Source organism: Paucibacter sp. PLA-PC-4 (assembly GCF_026241155.1).
Taxonomy (GTDB): Bacteria; Pseudomonadota; Gammaproteobacteria; order Burkholderiales; family Burkholderiaceae_C; genus Roseateles_E.
In genome coordinates this window covers 106919-123802 of the sequence record NZ_JAPFGP010000017.1, presented here as the reverse complement: position 1 = coordinate 123802, position 16884 = coordinate 106919, and the positions used below count along the sequence as shown (strand labels likewise).

The 16884-nt window shown below is 65.1% G+C and carries 15 protein-coding genes; 6 read left to right on the top strand and 9 right to left on the bottom strand.

Going from position 1 to position 16884, the window contains the following annotated elements; translation table 11 throughout:
- Positions 1-134: 134 nt before the first annotated feature.
- Positions 135-1691: an alpha-amylase family glycosyl hydrolase gene (locus OOZ63_RS23045; RefSeq protein WP_266007978.1), complete on the top strand. Its 1557-nt coding sequence runs from the start codon at positions 135-137 to the stop codon at positions 1689-1691.
- Complete coding sequence (locus OOZ63_RS23040; protein WP_266007977.1) at positions 1688-3553, top strand: glycoside hydrolase family 13 protein; 1866 nt, start codon at positions 1688-1690, stop codon at positions 3551-3553. The genes OOZ63_RS23045 and OOZ63_RS23040 overlap by 4 nt, the downstream gene beginning before the upstream one ends.
- A gap of 65 nt (positions 3554-3618) precedes the next feature.
- Here the strand turns inward: OOZ63_RS23040 and OOZ63_RS23035 are convergent, their stop codons facing one another.
- The 3 genes from OOZ63_RS23035 to OOZ63_RS23025 form a co-directional block, all read right to left on the bottom strand.
- Positions 3619-4308, bottom strand: coding sequence for a PEP-CTERM sorting domain-containing protein (locus OOZ63_RS23035; RefSeq protein WP_266007976.1), 690 nt, complete (start codon positions 4306-4308; stop codon positions 3619-3621).
- 100 nt (positions 4309-4408) lie between these two features.
- Positions 4409-7462: an FAD-binding and (Fe-S)-binding domain-containing protein gene (locus OOZ63_RS23030; RefSeq protein ID WP_266007975.1), complete on the bottom strand. Its 3054-nt coding sequence runs from the start codon at positions 7460-7462 to the stop codon at positions 4409-4411.
- Entirely contained in the window at positions 7459-8148 is a 690-nt protein-coding gene (locus OOZ63_RS23025; RefSeq protein WP_266007974.1) for a GntR family transcriptional regulator, read from the bottom strand. Before OOZ63_RS23025 ends, OOZ63_RS23030 begins: the two co-directional genes overlap by 4 nt.
- Before the next feature lie 134 nt (positions 8149-8282).
- Here OOZ63_RS23025 and OOZ63_RS23020 point away from each other — a divergent pair, with 134 nt between their 5' ends.
- The 3 genes from OOZ63_RS23020 (at position 8283) to OOZ63_RS23010 (ending at position 11313) form a co-directional block, all read left to right on the top strand.
- Positions 8283-9518, top strand: a complete 1236-nt coding sequence (locus tag OOZ63_RS23020; protein WP_266007973.1) for a pyridoxal-phosphate-dependent aminotransferase family protein — start codon at positions 8283-8285, stop codon at positions 9516-9518.
- Between the two features lie 2 nt (positions 9519-9520).
- Complete coding sequence (locus tag OOZ63_RS23015) at positions 9521-10267, top strand: 2-keto-4-pentenoate hydratase (protein WP_266007972.1); 747 nt, start codon at positions 9521-9523, stop codon at positions 10265-10267.
- Between the two features lie 62 nt (positions 10268-10329).
- A complete protein-coding gene (locus OOZ63_RS23010; protein WP_266007970.1) occupies positions 10330-11313 on the top strand; it encodes a Bug family tripartite tricarboxylate transporter substrate binding protein in 984 nt (327 codons plus the stop codon).
- A gap of 21 nt (positions 11314-11334) precedes the next feature.
- Here the strand turns inward: OOZ63_RS23010 and OOZ63_RS23005 are convergent, their stop codons facing one another.
- The 5 genes from OOZ63_RS23005 to OOZ63_RS22985 all read right to left on the bottom strand — a co-directional run bounded on the left by OOZ63_RS23005 (position 11335) and on the right by OOZ63_RS22985 (position 14854).
- Positions 11335-11799, bottom strand: coding sequence for a cyclophilin-like fold protein (locus tag OOZ63_RS23005; RefSeq protein WP_266007969.1), 465 nt, complete (start codon positions 11797-11799; stop codon positions 11335-11337).
- A gap of 1 nt (position 11800) precedes the next feature.
- Complete coding sequence (locus tag OOZ63_RS23000; protein WP_266007968.1) at positions 11801-12394, bottom strand: DapH/DapD/GlmU-related protein; 594 nt, start codon at positions 12392-12394, stop codon at positions 11801-11803.
- A 10-nt stretch (positions 12395-12404) separates the two neighbouring features.
- Positions 12405-13097, bottom strand: coding sequence for a carboxymuconolactone decarboxylase family protein (locus tag OOZ63_RS22995; RefSeq protein WP_266007967.1), 693 nt, complete (start codon positions 13095-13097; stop codon positions 12405-12407).
- Positions 13098-13197: 100 nt separating this feature from the next.
- Positions 13198-13638: a cupin domain-containing protein gene (locus OOZ63_RS22990; protein WP_266007966.1), complete on the bottom strand. Its 441-nt coding sequence runs from the start codon at positions 13636-13638 to the stop codon at positions 13198-13200.
- A gap of 25 nt (positions 13639-13663) precedes the next feature.
- A complete protein-coding gene (locus OOZ63_RS22985) occupies positions 13664-14854 on the bottom strand; it encodes an alpha/beta hydrolase (RefSeq protein ID WP_266007965.1) in 1191 nt (396 codons plus the stop codon).
- A 148-nt stretch (positions 14855-15002) separates the two neighbouring features.
- Here OOZ63_RS22985 and OOZ63_RS22980 point away from each other — a divergent pair, with 148 nt between their 5' ends.
- Complete coding sequence (locus OOZ63_RS22980; RefSeq protein WP_266007964.1) at positions 15003-15908, top strand: LysR family transcriptional regulator; 906 nt, start codon at positions 15003-15005, stop codon at positions 15906-15908.
- Positions 15909-16020: 112 nt separating this feature from the next.
- Here OOZ63_RS22980 and OOZ63_RS22975 read toward each other — a convergent pair whose 3' ends face one another.
- Positions 16021-16842, bottom strand: coding sequence for an oxidoreductase (locus OOZ63_RS22975; RefSeq protein WP_266007962.1), 822 nt, complete (start codon positions 16840-16842; stop codon positions 16021-16023).
- Between the last annotated feature and the right edge of the window lie 42 nt (positions 16843-16884).

Below are 16884 nucleotides of genomic sequence, written 5' to 3'. Positions count from 1 at the left end.
TCTCAAAATAGTAGCAAAACTACATTAATAACATCCTAGCAACTTTCACCAATAGCTTCCAATAGATCAACTTTTCTCCTATGCTGCCGCCATACAAATCGCTAAACAAGTAATTTAGCTACATATTCTAGACAATGATCAGAACCATCCTCCTGGCCGTAGCGATGGGCGGCAGCGCGGCCGCCGTGGCCACGGATCTCGGCCCCGTGCCAGCCCGCGACCCCGGCAGCCGCCTGGCGCCAGGCTGGCAGCACGGCGCCTTTATCGAGATCTTTGTGCGTGGCTACCAGGACAGCGATGGCGACGGCATCGGAGATCTGCGTGGTCTGACGGCGCGGCTGGACTATCTGCAGGCGCTGGGCATCAAAGGTATCTGGCTGATGCCTATCACCGCCAGCGCCGACCGCGACCACGGCTATGCAACGACCGATTTCCGCGCGCTGGAGCCGCAATACGGCAGCCTGGCCGATTTCGATGAGTTCATCCGTCAAGCGCACCGGCGCGGCATCGGCGTCATCATCGACTATGTGATCAATCACAGCGCAGCTGCTCACCCACTGTTCCAGCAGGCCCTGCGAAGCCCGGCCAGCCCCTACCGCGACTGGTTTGTCTGGCAGCAGGAGACCCCGGGCGGCTGGGACATATGGGGTCAGAACCCCTGGACCGCGACGCCGACCGGCAGCTATTTCGCCACGTTCGGCCCCACGATGCCAGACTTCAATCTGAACAACCCACTCGTGCGGGACTATCACATCAACAGCCTGCGCTTCTGGCTCAATCGCGGCCTGGACGGCTTCCGACTCGACGCCGTGCCGCATCTGGTCGAGACCAATGCCATCGAGTGGAACGACCAGCCCGAGAGCCGGCGCCTGACCAAGTCCTTTCAGGAGCTGATCAAGGGCTACCGACAACGGCATGTCGTCTGCGAGGCAACTGCGAATCCACAGGTCTATGCCGACCCGGCGGTCTGCGGCAGTGCCTTTGCCTTCGGCCTGGAGCGGCAGATCATCAAGGCCGCGCGCGGCGAGCCGGCCGCCATCCAGGCCGTGGCCGATTACTTCAAGACGGCGCCGCCGACGATGGCGACCATGCTGGCAAACCATGACATCTTTGCCGGCGCGCGCATCTGGGACCAACTGGCCGGCGACGAGGCCGCTTACAAGCTGGCCGCCGCCAGCTATCTGCTGATGCCCGGCACCCCCTTCATCTACTACGGTGAGGAGATCGGCATGGCTGGCATCCCCGGCCTGCCCGGCGACGAACCCTTGCGCGGCCCGATGAGCTGGCACGCCGACGGCGGCTTCAGCAGCGCTGAGCCCTATCGCCAACCGTCACCGAATGCCGCCAGCCATAACGCTGCCGCCCAGGCTGCAGACCCCAACTCCCTGCTGAACTTCTACAAAGCCATGCTGAGGTTGCGCAACACCCTGCCCGCTATCGCCCGCGGCAGCTACGAGGCGGCCCAGGTCGAGGGTCAGGTCATGAGCTTTCGGCGCCGGCTGGGGCGCGAGCAGGCCCTGGTCGTGATCAACTACGGTGCGCAGGCGGCGCCGACGCCCCACATGAACCTGCCGGCCGGGGCCAGGCTGCAGGCCGTTTATCCTCGCGGGCAGGTGCGGCTGCGCACCGATGCGCAGGGCGGGCCGCCCATCCCGGCCCGATCGGTCGCTGTCTACCGCATCAAGCCATGAACATCCTCGCAAGCACTCTGGCCGCGCTCGCCCTCGGCGCCAGCTTCCTGATGAACACAGCACACGCTCATACCATCGCCCGCATCGAACCGCCCTCCTGGTGGGTCGGCATGGCCGAGCCCGGCCTGCAACTGATGGTGCATGGCGAGCGCATCGCCGAACTGAACCCCAGGCTTGAGCCCTATGCCGGCGTCAGCCTGCGCAAGGTGCGCCGGGTCACCAGCCCCAACTACCTGTTCCTCGACCTGCAACTAGACGAACGCGCACAGGCCGGCCAGCTCGAACTGCACTTCGACAACGCTCAGGGCAAGGCCGTGCTGACGCAGCGCTATGCCCTGCAGGCCCGCGAGCCCGGGTCGGCTCAACGCCAGGGTTTTGGCCCCGAGGACGCGATCTATCTGGTGGTGCCGGATCGCTTTGCCCAGGGCGACTCCGAGCTCACAGCACGCGCCGGCATGGCCGAGCGCATTGACCGGGCATCTCCGGGCGGACGGCATGGCGGCGACCTGAAGGGACTGCGTCAGCATCTGGACTACATCGCCGCCATGGGCTTCACGCAGCTCTGGCCGACCCCGCTGAGCGAGAACAACAGCGCCGCCTACAGCTACCACGGCTATGCCGCGACCGACTTCTACAAGGTCGACCCGCGCTTCGGCAGCAACGCGGACTACCGCGCACTGGTCGTCGAGGCCCGTACCAAGGGCCTGGGTGTGATCCAGGACATCGTGCTCAACCACATCGGTGGCCCGCACTGGTGGATGCGCGACCTGCCCGACCCGGACTGGCTCAACCAATGGCCGGCCTATACCGAAACCCATCACGCCCGCATCAGTCTGCTCGACCCCTATGCAGCCGCCAGCGACCGCAAGCGCTTCACCGACGGCTGGTTCACCACGACGATGCCCGACCTGAACCAGCGTCATCCGCTGCTGGCCAGCTACCTGACCCAGATGAGCTTGTGGTGGATCGAGTACGCTGGGCTCAGCGGCATCCGCACCGACACCTACAGCTATTCCGACAAGGACTTCCTGGCAGCCTGGTCGGCCCGGCTGATGCGAGAATACCCCCGGCTCACTATCGTCGGCGAGGAATGGAGCCCGCACCCGGCCATCGTGTCCTACTGGCAGCGCGGCAAGAAGAACCACGACGGCTATGTCTCGCAGACGCCCAGCATGATGGACTTCCCGCTGCACGGCGCGCTGCTGGCCGGCCTCAGCGAGCCCGAAGATCAGGGCGGCGGGCTGATCAAGCTCTATGAGGCCCTGGCCCATGACTTCGTCTATCCGGACCCGGCGAAGCTGGTACTGTTCGAGGGCAACCACGACACGCCGCGCCTGCACTCCTTGCTCAACGGCGAGCTGGCGCTGACCAAGATGGCGTGGGCCTATCTGGCCGTGACGCGGCGCATCCCGCAGTTCTTCTACGGCAGCGAGCTGCTGATGCAAAGCCCCAGGCAGCGCGACGACGGCGTGGTGCGGGCCGACTTCCCCGGCGGCTGGGCCGGCGACAGCGTCAACGGCTTCAGCGGACAGGGACTCAGCACGCAACAGCGTGAGGCGCAGGCCTGGCTGCGACGGCTCCTGAATTGGCGCAAAGGCTCGCAAGCCGTGCATGCCGGGCGGCTGCTTCACTACACGCCCGAGCAGGGTTGCTATGTGCTGTTTCGCCAGCTGGGCACGCAAACGGTGATGCTGGTGTTGAACAAGAACGGTAGCGAGACCCGGCTGGACACGCGGCGCTTCGGCGAGGCGCTGGGTTCCAACACCTGGGGTCACGACCCGCTGACCGGCGCGCGCCATGCGCTCGGGGATTCGTTGCGCGTGCCGGCCCGCTCGGTCCTGCTGCTTGATCTGCAGCCATGAGTGAAAAGAGGCTCCTCGGAGCCTCTTGCTCGGGCGTGACGCACACGCCCTTGAGGATCAAAGCTTCAGTCGCAACGGCGACGGCGGCGCGCCACCCAGGCCAGCGCAGCCAGGCCCGACAGCAGCATTGCATAGGTTTCGGGCTCAGGCACGGCGGTAGCCTGGAAGCTGACCTCCAGCTTATTCTGCTGCTGGCCGACAATGCTGGCGAAGTTGCCGCCCTCGGCTGACAAGGTCAGCGTCACATCGCTGACGGTGAGGCTGCTGAAGTTGCCGAAGGCCTGGCTGGTCTCGACCGAGAAGTACCCAGTCGTGAAATCGCCGCTGGCGGCGCCGGTCACCTGATCCAGCGGGCCGCCGAAAGCCATCGCCGGGCCGCCGTCGACTGAGATCACGGCGCTGACCGTGGCGCCGGTGCTGGCACCAGCACCGAATTGGTTGAACACCAGATTGCCGAGGAAGGCACTGACATTGCCGCCCAGCACATAGCCGGAGTTCGCGCTCAGGACGAAGTCGGGAAGGCTGAAGGCATTGACCGTCGACCCACCGGTGCTGATGGCCTGGACGCCGGTGTTCAGATTCCAGCTGAATCCGTAGGTGTTGTCGGAGCTGCTGAACGAAGACGAGAGGTAGCCCAGCGATGTGGTTTCGTCGTAGCTCAGCGTGTAGGCACCGTTGTCTTGCACGACCAGTGCCGAGGCCGAGGAGGCGCCCAGCGCGAGACCCAAGGCGGCGGCGGAGAGCAGCAATTTCATGTTTCTTCCTTCTTGACTATCGAGAACAGGATCCGGACCGCACGACCTGTCTCGAGTGACGGAGGTGCGCTGCCACAATCTAAAGCAATGCCGCCGTGCGTCAAGGCGCGGCGAGCCCCGAAGCGACGGAATTGGCCTTGCTGTCACCTGAATCATGGCCGGCACCCCCCGCAGATGCGGGGGTCAACATCAGCCGCTCCAGCAGCCGCGCCACATGGACGGCCTCGCGCTGCGTGCCGTCCTTGATCTGATGCCGGCAGCTGGTGCCGTCGGCCACAACGATGGCCTCGGGCCGAGCGCGGATGGCCGGAAGCAGGCTCAGCTCGGCCATCTGCATCGACACCTCGTAATGCTCGGCCTCGTAGCCGAAGCTGCCGGCCATGCCGCAGCAGCTGCTCTCGATCAGCTCGGGGCTCGCGCCGGGGATCAGTCGCAGCACTTCGAGGATGGGCGCGACCGCGCCAAAGGCCTTCTGATGGCAATGGCCATGCAGCAGGATCGGCGCATTTGCGGGCTTGAACGTCAGATCAAAGCGGCCGGCCTTGGCCTCGCGGGCGATGAACTCCTCGAACATCAAGGCCTGAGCGCCGACGACCTGGGCCGGTTCGCCCAGGCCCATCACCAAGGCCTCGTCGCGCAAGGTCAGCAGGCAAGAGGGCTCCAGGCCCACTACCGCGATGCGGGCCTGGGCCAGCGGCAGCAGCGCCTTGATCAGCGCACCCGCCCTCGCCTTGGCCTCATCGACCTGACCGCTCGCGAGATAGGTGCGGCCGCAGCAATGGTGGCCGCCGTCCTTGCGAACCTGGTGCAGCGTGTAGCCAGCCGCCTTCAGCACGCGGGCGGCAGCCAGCGCGTTCTCGCTCTCGAAGCTGCCGTTGAAGGTGTCGACGAAGAGCACCGCGGCCTTCGCCCCGGCAGCCAGCGTGGCCTCAAGCGAGGAGAACAGCTCCTCCTGCGGCCCTCGCCAAAAGGTGTCGCTGCGCCAGCGTGGCAGGCTGCGCTTGGCCGAGAAGCCAAACAATTTCTCGGTCAACCCGGGCAGGCGCAGATTGAAGAGCCAGGGCGCGCGCGCACCCCAGGCCACGTAGTCAGGCAGCGCGGCAACCAGGCGGTCCTTCAGCGTCCGGCCGTGCCTGGCCTTGTAGTGAGACAGGAACTCGATCTTCATGCGCGCCATGTCGACGCCGGTGGGACAGTCGCGCTTGCAGCCTTTGCAGCCGACGCACAACTCCATCGTCTGGGCCATCGCCTCGCCGGTAAAGGCCCCCTGCCCCAACTGACCTGACAGCGCCAGCCGCAGCGTGTTGGCGCGGCCGCGGGTCAGGTGTTGCTCGTCGCGGGTCACGCGGTAGCTGGGGCACATGGTGCCCGCGTCGAACTTGCGGCAGTGGCCGTTGTTATTGCACATCTCGACCGCCTTGGCCAGGCCGCCGGTGCTGTCGCCGCCGCTGCCGGGCGCTGTCGTGGCCTCGGTGATCGGATCGTTCTGCACATTCCAGGCCGACCAGTCCAGCGCCGGCTTCAGCGCGATCGTGCGGTAGGGCTTGGGTGTCGAGGCCGGCGGGAAGCGGAACAGCGCGCCTTCGTCCATCTTCGGCGGATCGATGATCTTGCCAGGGTTGAACAGGCCCGCCGGGTCCAGATGGTTCTTAATCGCACGGAACGCCTCATTGAGCTTGGGGCCGAACTGCCATTCAATCCATTCGCCGCGGCACAGGCCGTCGCCATGCTCGCCGCTGTAAGCCCCCTTGAACTTGCGCACCAGGGCCGAGGCCTCCTCGGCCATCGCCCGCATCTTCAGTGCGCCTTCGCGGCGCATGTCCAAGATGGGCCGCACATGCAGGGTGCCGACCGAGGCATGGGCATACCAGGTGCCGCGGCTGCCGTGCTTGGCGAATACTTCGGTCAGCGCATCGGTGTACTCGGCCAGATGCTGCAGCGGCACCGCGCAGTCTTCGATGAAAGACACCGGCTTGCCGTCGCCCTTCAGGCTCATCATGATGTTGAGCCCGGCCTTGCGTACCTCCCAGAGGTTTTTCTGCGGCGCCTCGTCGGCCATAGCCACCACCGTACCAGGCAGGCCGAGCTCGTCCATCAGCTCGACCAGCTCGGCCAGCTGCCTGAGCAGGGGCGGCTTGTCCGGGCCCGAGAACTCGACCAGCAAGATAGCTGCCGGACGGCCGATCAACGCGGTCTCAATCGTCGGTTTGAAGGCCGGGTTGGCCAGGCTCAGCTCTATCATCGTGCGGTCGACCAGTTCGACCGCGCTGGGGCCCAGCTTGACGATGTGCTGGGCCGCATCCATCGCCGCATGAAAGCTCTCGAAATTGACCACACCCAGCACCTTGGCGCGCGGCAGCTCCGACAGCTGCAGCGTCAGGCTTCGGGTGTATGCCAGTGTGCCCTCCGAGCCAATCAGCAGGTGGGCCAGATTGACGCTGGCGTCGGACGTGTAAGGCCGCTCGTTCTGGCAGTCGAAAATGTCAAGGTTGTAGCCACCGACGCGCCGCATCACCTTGGGCCAGTGCTCGGCCAGCTCAGCGCGATGGCTCAGCGCCAGACCGCGCACGAAGTCGGCGATTCCGGCAGCGCGGCCAGCGGCAAGGCCTGACACCGGCCCGAAATCCAAGAGCGAGCCGTCAGACAGCCAGGCGCTGGCCCCGACCACGTTGTGCACCATATTGCCGTAGGCGATTGAGCGCGAGCCGCAGGAGTTGTTGCCGGCCATGCCGCCCAGCGTGGCCTGGGCGCTGGTCGACACATCGACCGGATACCAAAGCCCATGGGCTTTCAGCTGCGCATTGAGATGGTCCAGCACCAGGCCCGGCTCGACAGTGGCGCGGCGATTCTCGATATCGACGCTCAGCACGCGGCGAAAGTGCTTGCTGTTGTCGATCACCAGGGCCGCGCCGATGGTCTGGCCGCATTGGCTGGTGCCGCCGCCGCGCGGCAGCACCGCAATCTTGAGCTCGGCGGCGATCGCGATCGCGGTAGCGATGTCGCGCTCGGTCCTGGGCACGAACACGCCCAGCGGCATGATCTGGTAGATCGAAGCGTCGGTGGCATAGCGGCCGCGCGAGCCGGCATCGAACCTCACCTCGCCCTCGGTCTCGCGACGCAGGCGCTGCTCCAGCAGCAGCACATCGCCGCTCATCGCGCGGCCTCGGCCGGATAGATCGCGCCGTCCCGCAGCAAGGCCAGCACCGCGTCGCGCTTGGCCAGCACATGCCGGACCAGCACCTCGCGCAGGCGGGCGCCATCTCGCGCAGCCAGCGCCTCGATCATCTGCTGGTGCTCGGCCAGCGCGCGCGCCCATTTGGCCTCGTCCTGGTTGGTGCGAAAGCGCAGCGACTGCACCCGGGCATTGATCGCTCGATAGGTCTGGGCCAGCACCGGGTTGCCGGCCGCCTCGTTGATGGCGCTGTGGATACGGGCATTGAGCCGGTAGTAGCCGGACAGATCGCGCCGCGCATGACAGGCCATCATCTCGAAATGCAGGGCGCGCAGCTCGGCAATCTCGGTCTCGGCAATGCGTTGGGCTGCCAGCGCACCGGATATGCCCTCCAGCTCGGCCAGCAGCTCGAAGCTGTGCATCACATCGGCCTCGGTCAGTTTGACCGCGACCGCGCCGCGGTTGGGCAAGAGGTCCACCAGGCCTTCGGCGGCCAGCAACTTGATGGCCTCGCGCAGCGGAGTGCGCGAGACATGCAGTTGCTCGCTGAGCTCGCGCTCGTTGAGCTTGGCGCCCGGCGCGATGCGTCCTTCGACCAGCATGGTGCGCAGGCGCGCGGACACCTGCTCGTGCAGGGCCAAATGGGACATCTCGACGATCTCGGCCATGACTCAGAACTCCTTTCTCTCATTTTGCATGCAAATTTCCCGCACCAAGAACTGCATCATTAAGGGTATTCCAAGGGGCGCCACCTGTCTTTGCATGCAAAACTAGCCCAAGGCAAAGCACTCGGAAAGACCCCATGCTCCAACTCGACCAACACCCCACCGGCCGCCATTTCCTGCAGATCCCCGGGCCCAGCCCGGTGCCGGACCGCATCCTGCGCGCGATGAGCCTGCCCACCATCGACCATCGCGGCCCCGAGTTCGGCGCGCTGGGGCGGCAGCTGCTGGCCGACATCAAGCCCATCTTCAAGACAAAGCAGCCGGTGCTGATCTATCCGGCCTCGGGCACCGGCGCCTGGGAGGCGGCCCTGGTCAACACCTTGAGCCCCGGCGACGAGGTCCTGATGTACGAGACCGGCCACTTCGCCGCGCTGTGGGCCAAGCTGGCGCTGCGGCTGGGGCTCAAGCCCGAGATCCTGGCCTGGACCGGCGAGGACGAGCATCTGCCGCAAGCCCCGAGCTGGCGGCGCGGCGTGCAGGCCGAGCTGATAGAGGCGCGGCTGAAGAAGGACGTGGACAAAAGGATCAAGGCCGTCTGCGTGGTCCACAACGAGACTTCGACCGGCGTGACCTCGGACATCGCTGCGGTGCGCCGCGCGATAGACGCGGCCGGCCACCCGGCCCTGCTACTGGTCGACACGATCTCGGGCCTGGCCAGCGCCGACTACCGGCATGACGAGTGGGGCGTGGACGTGACGGTCAGCGGCTCGCAGAAGGGCCTGATGCTGCCGCCGGGCATCAGCTTCAACGTGCCCTCGGCGCGAGCGCTTCAGGCCGCCAAGAGCGCCCAGCTGCCAAAGGCCTACTGGGCCTGGGACGAGATGCTGGACATGAACAAGGACGGCTACTGGCCCTCGACGCCCAATACCAATCTGCTCTACGGCCTGCACGAAGCGCTGGAGATGATTGCCGCCGAAGGACTGGACGCGGTGTTTGCACGTCACCAGCGCTGGGGCGCGGGCGTACGCTGCGCCGTCACGGCCTGGGGCCTGCCCATCCAGTGCGCCGATCCTGCGGTCTACTCGCCGGTGCTGACCGGAGTCATCATGCCGGCCAGCGTCGATGCCGACGCGGTGCGCCGGCTGATCTACGAGCGCTTCGACATGTCGCTGGGTACCGGACTGGGCAAGCTCAAGGGCCGCATGTTCCGAATCGGCCATCTGGGCGACAGCAATGACCTAACCCTGCTGGCCACGCTGGCCGGCTGCGAGATGGGGCTGAAGCTGGCCGGCGTCCAGCTCGCCGGCAGCGGCGTGCAGGCTGCGATGGACTATTTCGCCGCCAACGCGGCAGCAGCACTTAAGCAGGGCTGAGCATGGACGCGGATCTGGCCGCCTTGCTGACGCAGGCCTGGATGGACGGGCCGATCGCGCTGCCGCTCGAACTGGCTCCCATCGATGCGGCCTCCTCCTATACCGTGCAAGACCTGACTCTGCTGCTGCGTGGTCAGCAAGCAGCAGCCTGGAAGGTCGGGGCCAAGGGCGAAGATGGCCCGGCCCAGGGCGCGCCGCTGCCAGCGGTGCTGCTCAGTCCGGCACGGCTACAGCCGGCCCGCTTCGGCCGCTTTCTGGGCTTGGAGCTGGAGATCGCGTTCCAGATCGGCCGCGAATTCGCGGTCCGTCCTCAGCCTTATAGCTTGGCCGAGGCGCTGGCCGGCGTCGATGGCATCTGCGCCACGATCGAGCTGGTCGCCAGCCGCCTGCTGCCCCAGGGCGACAAGCCGCTGGCACCGCTGGCCCAGCTGGCCGATTTGCAGAACCACGGTGCGCTGGTCGCCGGTGCCTGCGTGCCTTATGACCCGGCTTTCCCCTTTGTGGCGCCCACATTGAGCTGGCAGTTCAACGGCCGCAGCATCGCCCCGCCTGTGCCCGTCAACCCGGCCGGCGATCCGCGCCGTCTTCTGGTGTGGGTGCTCAACCATTGCCGTGAGCGTGGCCAAACCGTCCCGCTCGGCACGCTGATCACCACCGGCACTTATACCGGTGCTTATCTGCCCGAAGGCCCCGGCGAAGCGCTGGGGCTGATCGCCGGCCTGCCCCCAGTGCGTTTGGTGCTGGTTTGATGCTGTTCTGATCGACCGCGCGTTCCTTCGCTCGACTTTCCCATCACAACAGGAGACAAAGCATGCAAAGACGTACCTTGATCCAGGCGACCTGCGCGGCCGCCGCCGGCCTCGTGGCACCGCAGTTGCGCGCCCAGCCGGGCGACTGGCCGGCAGGCCCGGTGCGCATCATCGTCGGCTTCCCGCCAGGGGGCGGCACCGATGCCCTGGCCCGGGTAGTCGGGCAAAAGCTGTCGCAGATGTGGGGCCAGCAGGTACTGATCGAGAACAAGGCCGGCGTGGCCGGTGTGCTGGCGGCCGAGTATGTTGCGCAGCAGCCGGCCGATGGCAGCGTGCTGCTGATGGCCCATATCAACAGTCATGCGCTGGCGCCCAGCCTGCAGCCCAAGCTGCGCTACAACATTGAGCGCGACTTCACGCCCATCGTACTGGTGGGCGTCACGCCGAACTTACTGATCGCACACCCGGGCCAGCAGGCCAAGACCGCCAAGGACATCGCCGCGCTGTGCAAGGCCGAGCCCGGCAAGATCAGCTTCGGCTCGGCAGGCAATGGCTCGGCGCAACATCTGGCGCTGGAGCTGTTCAAGCAGCAGGCCAAGGTCGACGCGCTGCACATCCCCTACAAGGGCAGCGGCCCACTCTTGACCGACATCATGGGCGGCCAGATCCAGTACAGCTTCGAGACCATGACGGCGGCAACGCCCCATGTGAAGAGCGGCAAGGTGATCGCAGTGGCCCAGACCCGCACCAAGCGGGCCAAGGGTCACCCCACCGTACCGACCATGCAAGAGCAGGGTTTCGAGGGCTTCGAGGCCACCACCTGGTACGGCCTGGCCGGCCCCGGCAAGCTGCCCAAGGCCATCACCGACAAGGTCAACCGCGACGTCAACACCGTCCTGGCCATGCCCGATGTGCAGGAGAAGCTGGACATGTACGGCGCCGAGGACGGCGGCGGTTCGGCCGACAAGTTCAAGCGCTTCATCGAGACCGAAACTGCCAAATGGAGCAAGGTGGTCAAGGACGGCAAGGTGACAATTGATACCTGAACGCCAGACCGCGTGAGGTCGTCATGGCATTGAAAACGTGACGCGCCGGCTGCCGGAACCCAGCACAGCACCGAGACCGGCGGTTTCTTCGATCCGGCCGATCCTTGTGTAGCTGTAGCCCGAGCGGAAGGTCTCGTAAAAGACCACCAGCGTGTCATCGCCGTAGAGCAGAACATCGCCGCAGCGGATGGTGCCCACCCGCTCGGCGGCCGCGGGCAGGCGGCGAGGGAGCTTGGCGTGCTTCTCGTTGCCGTTGAGTTCGGCCATGTTCAGTGTGACAGGCAGTAATTGCACGAGGGCGCGCACAGTGGCGCTGTCGTCCAGCTTCACGGCAATCCGCCGCGCATCCACGGTCATCCACATGCGAGCATGCTCCTTTGATTCGGCCGGGTCGGTCTGGACCGCCAGCGCCATTCCCAGGACGGCAATGGCAGTACGAGCACTGGGGGCGTGCCGCCGCGCAAGCGCCAGAAGCATGCGGTCCATATCAGCCCTCCTCGCGCGTCTGGCGCACCTCATCGATGTGCTTGATGAAGCGAGCCGGTATGCCGCCCACCACGGTGTTGGCGGGCACGTCCTTCGTCACCACCGCATTGGCGGCCACGACCGCGTTCTCGCCGATGTTCACGCCCGGCATTACCGACACGCCTGCGCCAAGCCACGCACGCTTCTCAATGACGATGGGTGCGCAATAGGTGGAACGGCGCGCCGCCGGATCGAGTGGATGATTGATCGTGACCAGATTCACCTTGGGGCCGATGAGCACGTCGTCGCCGATGGTGATGCCGCCGCGATCCATGAACTCGCAGGCGTGGTTGATGAACACGTTCTTTCCCACCCGGGTGTTCTTACCGAAGTCAGAATAAAACGGCGGCAGAAGCCAGAACGATTCGTCGACCGCCGTGCCAGTCAATCGACTGAAGAGCGCGCGCACCTCGGCCGGACTGCGATAGCCGGTGTTCAATTCGGCAATGACGCGCTGAGCTTGTGTGATCAGCGCGGCAATCTTCGGATACTCCGCGTCGCCCAGCGTGATGACTTCGCCGGCAAGTTCGCGCTCGAAGATGTTTCGAGTATTCATGGCCGCTGCTTCACTTGTGGGGCCAGGCGAGGTGGCGCTCTAATTCAGCACGGGTTCGCTTGGCGGCATCAGCGTAGCCGACGGCGACCAGTGCGTCTGCCGAAAGCAGCAACTGGGCCGGGGTGATGCCGATGTTGATGCTGGCGCCGACGTGCGCGAACAACTGCGACTCGACGCCCTGCATGGCCGCCAGTGCGCCAACCGTCGCCAGTTCCCGGCTCTGCCAAGCGAGGTTGTCACGCGCAAAGATGTCGCCAAACAGATGCGTCTTCAGGAAGGCGTCCGCCCCAGGGGCAATTTCGAACAATGGCCCTTTGACCGGTCCACCGAAGAGCTGGGTCTGGGTGGCAGTACCAAGGGCAAGTAGCTGCTCGCCCACCGGCACCTGGCTGGGCTCGCGCCCGGCCAGGTCGTGAACGCCGCGCTGCCAGCGCGCCTCGAGCACCTTCATCAACTCGCCGAGGGCATTGAGGCTGCGCGGAAAGCCCGCATAGGCGTAGAGCTGGATCAGCACTTCCTTAACTTCGCTGACCGTGAAACCGGCATCAAGCCCGCGGTCCAAGACCAGCTTGAGTTGCGACATGTCGCCCACCGCAGCAGCAGCCGCAATCGGCGCAATGCTGCGCTTCCGGCTGGAGAGCGCGGACTCGGAGAGCGGCGCGGCCGCTGCCGCAGCGGCGAGAGAGTTCAGACCGATAGTCATAGCCACCAGCAGGGCCAGACCCGCTGAGCGAGCCCGCTTAGCGCGCGTTGTATTGCTCATCACTGACTTTCTCCGTCCAGGTGACGTTCTTGCCGTCGACTCAAGTGCCTGTCGCATGCAGCCGCGTGATGGCCATCGTCGGCCCGATGCCGTGCCAATGCTTCACCCCGCGTGGGCGCGAGGCGATGTCGCCGGGCCGAAGGATCTGCGCAGGCTGGCCCCACTGCTGTGTCGGGCCTAGCCCAGACATCACCATCAGGCGCTGTCCACGTGGGTGCGTGCGCCATGCCGAGCGTGCGCCCGGATCGAAAGTCACCAGACCGCCTTTGGCGTTGATCTCTTCATTGGCGCACCAGACGGGATCAACGCGAACCCGGCCGGTGAAGAACTCGGCAGGCCCGACCTGCGAAGCCTGCGCACCCGCTCGAACGACCTCCTGCGCGGCCAGCGGCACAGTGGTCTGGGCATTTGCAGCCCAAACAGTCAACTGAACACAGGCGCCGGCCAGGACGGCCGTTATTGAAATGTGCTTGTTGGTCATGATGAGTGTCCTTGTCGAAATGGCATCAACCCGCTTGGTTGCCGCGTTGGAACCGCTGGGCATCGCGCCCCAGGTGCAGGGCGAAGAACGCGGTGAGCTTGCTCCACGGGATGAGGTTCACCCGGTCGTACAGATCGACATGACCGGCGCCAGGTACCCAGTGCAACTCCTTGGGTTCGGCGGCGCGCTGATAGGCTCCCTCGCTGAACTCTCGCGAGTGCGCTTCGGTGCCGGTGATGAATAGCATCGGCCGCGGCGAGATCGTCTCGATATCGTTGAACGGATAGAAGTTCATGAACTTCACATTGCTGCTCAGCGTGGGGTGTGTGGTCAGCAGCGGCGACTGCCCGGGCGGCGTGTACTCCCCGCGCGGGGTACGGTAGAAGTCGTAGAACTCCCGCTCGATGGGATGCGAAGCTGCGGTGATTTCGTGAACCGTGCCGCTGGTGTACTCGGCTTCGCCGCCAGAGAACTCAACGTCACGCTGCCGTGCCGCTCGGTCAATGATGGCCTTGCGCTGCGACAACGTCTGCGACTGATTCAGCGCTTGGCGGTTGGCCGCGCCCATGTCGTACATGCTGACCGTCGCAATGGCCTTCATGCGGGAATCGATCTTGGCGGCGCTGATGGCGAAGCTGGCGCTGCCGCACACGCCGATCACGCCGATTCGTTCCCGGTCAACGACGGGCTGCGTGCCCAGGTAGTCCACGGCAGCACTGAAAGCTTCGGCATAAAGGTCAGGTGACACGGCGTTGCGTGGGCGGCCCTCGCTCTCGCCCCAGAACGGCAGGTCGATCGACAGCGCCACGAAGCCTTGCTCGGCCATCTTTGTGGCATAGAGGTTGGCACTTTGCTCTTTGACTGCGCCCATGGGGTGACCGACGACGATGGCGGCATTGCTGCTGGTGCGGTTCATCTTCTTGGGGACGAACAAATGGCCGGCGATGTCCATCCCGTACTGGTTGCGGAAGCGAACCTTGCGCGTGCTCACGCCGGGACTTTGGTAGAAGTTATCGGCATCCGGGAGCACCCGGCCCGCAAAGCCCGGCCCGGCTGTGTCGGCCCCCTGGTGACCCTGAGCGAGCGACGTGCCCGCCGCCAGACCGCCGAGCGCGACCAGGCTGGCGCCTGCGCTTCTGAGAAAGCCACGCCGCTGCGGTATGCGCTCCTGGTCGCTGTGGACAGCGGAGTTCTGAGATGCGATGAGGGTGGTCATGTCTGTGCTTCTTGAATCAGCCATACGGCGTGTCCGGTGAGTGCATTGCTGGAATGGCACGAAGTCTGGCTGCGCTTGGAGACCTTGACTAGGTGATGGATGCTTATTCCGTTTATAAGGTGGACTAATCAAACCAGATGAAACACCGATGGCCAGACGAAATCTCAACGACCTTCTCGCTTTCGTGACCGTGGCCCGCGAAGGAAGCTTCACCCGAGCCGCTGCAACGCTGGGCGTCACCCAATCTGCGCTGAGCCAAGCCATCCGAGGTCTGGAAGATCGGCTGCAGATCCGCCTGCTTACGCGCACCACGCGCAGCGTCGCGCCGACCGCGGCGGGTGATCGCCTGGCCCAGGCCATCGGCCACCGCTTCGACGAAATAGAAGCCGAACTCGATGCGCTCACCGCGCTGCGCGACAAGCCGGCTGGAACCGTGCGCATCACCTGCGGTGACAACGTGCTGCGCACCGTGCTGATGCCAAAACTCGAGCCCTTGCTGCACAAATATCCCGACATCACGCTCGAGTTCGACATGAACTATGGGTTTCGCGACATCGTCGCCGACCGATTCGATGCGGGCGTGCGTCTGGGCAGCACGATAGACAAGGACATGATCGCGGTTCCGATAGGGCCGCCGCTGCGCATGGCAGTGGTGGCATCGCCGGGCTACTTCGAGCATCACCCGAAGCCAAAGACGCCCCAGGACCTCACATCGCATCGCTGTATCAACCAGCGCATGCCGACCTCCGGCGGTCTCTACGTCTGGGACTTCAGCAGGCGCGGCAAACAGGTGAACGTGCGTGTGGACGGTCCGCTGATCTTCAACACGGCACCGCCACAGGTCGACGCGGCGCTTGCGGGGCTGGGCATCAGTCTGTTGCCTGAAGACGAGCTAGGCCGGCATCTACTCGATGGCAGCTTGGTGCGCGTGCTGGAAGACTGGTGTCCGCCCTTCGCTGGCTACCACTTGTACTACCCGAGTCGCCGGCAGCCGTCGCCAGCCTTTACCCTGGTGCTCAAGGCCCTACGCTTCGACGCAAACGATGCCCGGTAGCTCGACCAGTTCAAGCGGCCGAACCATGTGGGGCGCAAAGGTGTGTAGGGTGGATGCTCTAGGCCGATTTCCCTCTGTCTCCCTGGACAAGTCCCAGACCAACTTGCCTTGCCTATGCGGGCATCCGCATCCGCTTTCGCAAACTCCTGTCAAATGCCGAGGTCGGCACAAAGCGCCTGAGCAGGCTGACCGTTGCTGCGTCGCGACCAGCGGCGTAGCGCAGTTGCGGCTTCGCAGCCGTAGCGGCGGCGACCACCGTCTCGGCCACGACTTCCGGTGGGTTGGCTCTCGCAGTCTCCGCACTCATCACGGCTTCAGCGTTCGCGCGTGCCAGCGCATAGTGCTCGCTCTTCCGGTCGGCCATCATGGCCTTGCTCTCGAACGCGGTACGCGTGTAGCTCGGTTCGATGAGAACGACCCTGATTCCGCTGACTCTGAGCTCGTGGTCGAGCGACTGCGAGTAGCCCTCCACCGCATGTTTGCTCGACGAGTACAGCGCCATGAAGGGCGCGGGAATCAGGCCCATCAACGAGCTGATGTTGACGATGCGGCCCGACCGCTGCTGGCGCATCGCGGGCAGAACAGCGTTGGTCATTCGAATCACGCCGAAGATGTTGACATCAAACACGGACCGGGCTTGTTCGAGCGAAGACTCCTCCGCAGCGCCGATCAAGCCAACGCCTGCGTTGTTGACCAGCAGATCGATACGGCCAGTCTTGGCAAGCACCTCACGCACCGCCGCTTCAACCTTCCGGTCTTCGGTCACGTCGCAGGCCACGTAGTCGATGCCGGGTAGCCTCGTCATAGGGGGCCGAAGGTAGGTCCCGAAAACGCGATAGCCGGCGGCATGCAGCGCTTGGACGGTGGCCGCACCGATGCCTGCCGTCGCCCCAGTGACCATGGCCACGGGCTGCTGGTTTTGAAATGTTGACATTGATATCTCACTTTCTCCGTTAATCTGCCAGTGACAGGCCAT

Excerpts from the sequence above, each read along its gene's own strand:
- OOZ63_RS22975 (WP_266007962.1), bottom strand. The coding sequence starts at position 16,842 with ATGTCAACATTTCAAAACCAGCAGCCCGTGGCCATGGTCACTGGGGCG.
- OOZ63_RS23040 (WP_266007977.1), top strand. The coding sequence starts at position 1,688 with ATGAACATCCTCGCAAGCACTCTGGCCGCGCTCGCCCTCGGCGCCAGC.
- OOZ63_RS23030 (WP_266007975.1), bottom strand. The coding sequence starts at position 7,462 with ATGAGCGGCGATGTGCTGCTGCTGGAGCAGCGCCTGCGTCGCGAGACC.
- OOZ63_RS23045 (WP_266007978.1), top strand. The coding sequence starts at position 135 with ATGATCAGAACCATCCTCCTGGCCGTAGCGATGGGCGGCAGCGCGGCC.
- OOZ63_RS23035 (WP_266007976.1), bottom strand. The coding sequence starts at position 4,308 with ATGAAATTGCTGCTCTCCGCCGCCGCCTTGGGTCTCGCGCTGGGCGCC.
- OOZ63_RS23010 (WP_266007970.1), top strand. The coding sequence starts at position 10,330 with ATGCAAAGACGTACCTTGATCCAGGCGACCTGCGCGGCCGCCGCCGGC.
- OOZ63_RS23005 (WP_266007969.1), bottom strand. The coding sequence starts at position 11,799 with ATGGACCGCATGCTTCTGGCGCTTGCGCGGCGGCACGCCCCCAGTGCT.
- OOZ63_RS22985 (WP_266007965.1), bottom strand. The coding sequence starts at position 14,854 with ATGACCACCCTCATCGCATCTCAGAACTCCGCTGTCCACAGCGACCAG.
- OOZ63_RS23020 (WP_266007973.1), top strand. The coding sequence starts at position 8,283 with ATGCTCCAACTCGACCAACACCCCACCGGCCGCCATTTCCTGCAGATC.
- OOZ63_RS22980 (WP_266007964.1), top strand. The coding sequence starts at position 15,003 with ATGGCCAGACGAAATCTCAACGACCTTCTCGCTTTCGTGACCGTGGCC.
- OOZ63_RS22995 (WP_266007967.1), bottom strand. The coding sequence starts at position 13,097 with ATGACTATCGGTCTGAACTCTCTCGCCGCTGCGGCAGCGGCCGCGCCG.
- OOZ63_RS23000 (WP_266007968.1), bottom strand. The coding sequence starts at position 12,394 with ATGAATACTCGAAACATCTTCGAGCGCGAACTTGCCGGCGAAGTCATC.
- OOZ63_RS23025 (WP_266007974.1), bottom strand. The coding sequence starts at position 8,148 with ATGGCCGAGATCGTCGAGATGTCCCATTTGGCCCTGCACGAGCAGGTG.
- OOZ63_RS22990 (WP_266007966.1), bottom strand. The coding sequence starts at position 13,638 with ATGACCAACAAGCACATTTCAATAACGGCCGTCCTGGCCGGCGCCTGT.
- OOZ63_RS23015 (WP_266007972.1), top strand. The coding sequence starts at position 9,521 with ATGGACGCGGATCTGGCCGCCTTGCTGACGCAGGCCTGGATGGACGGG.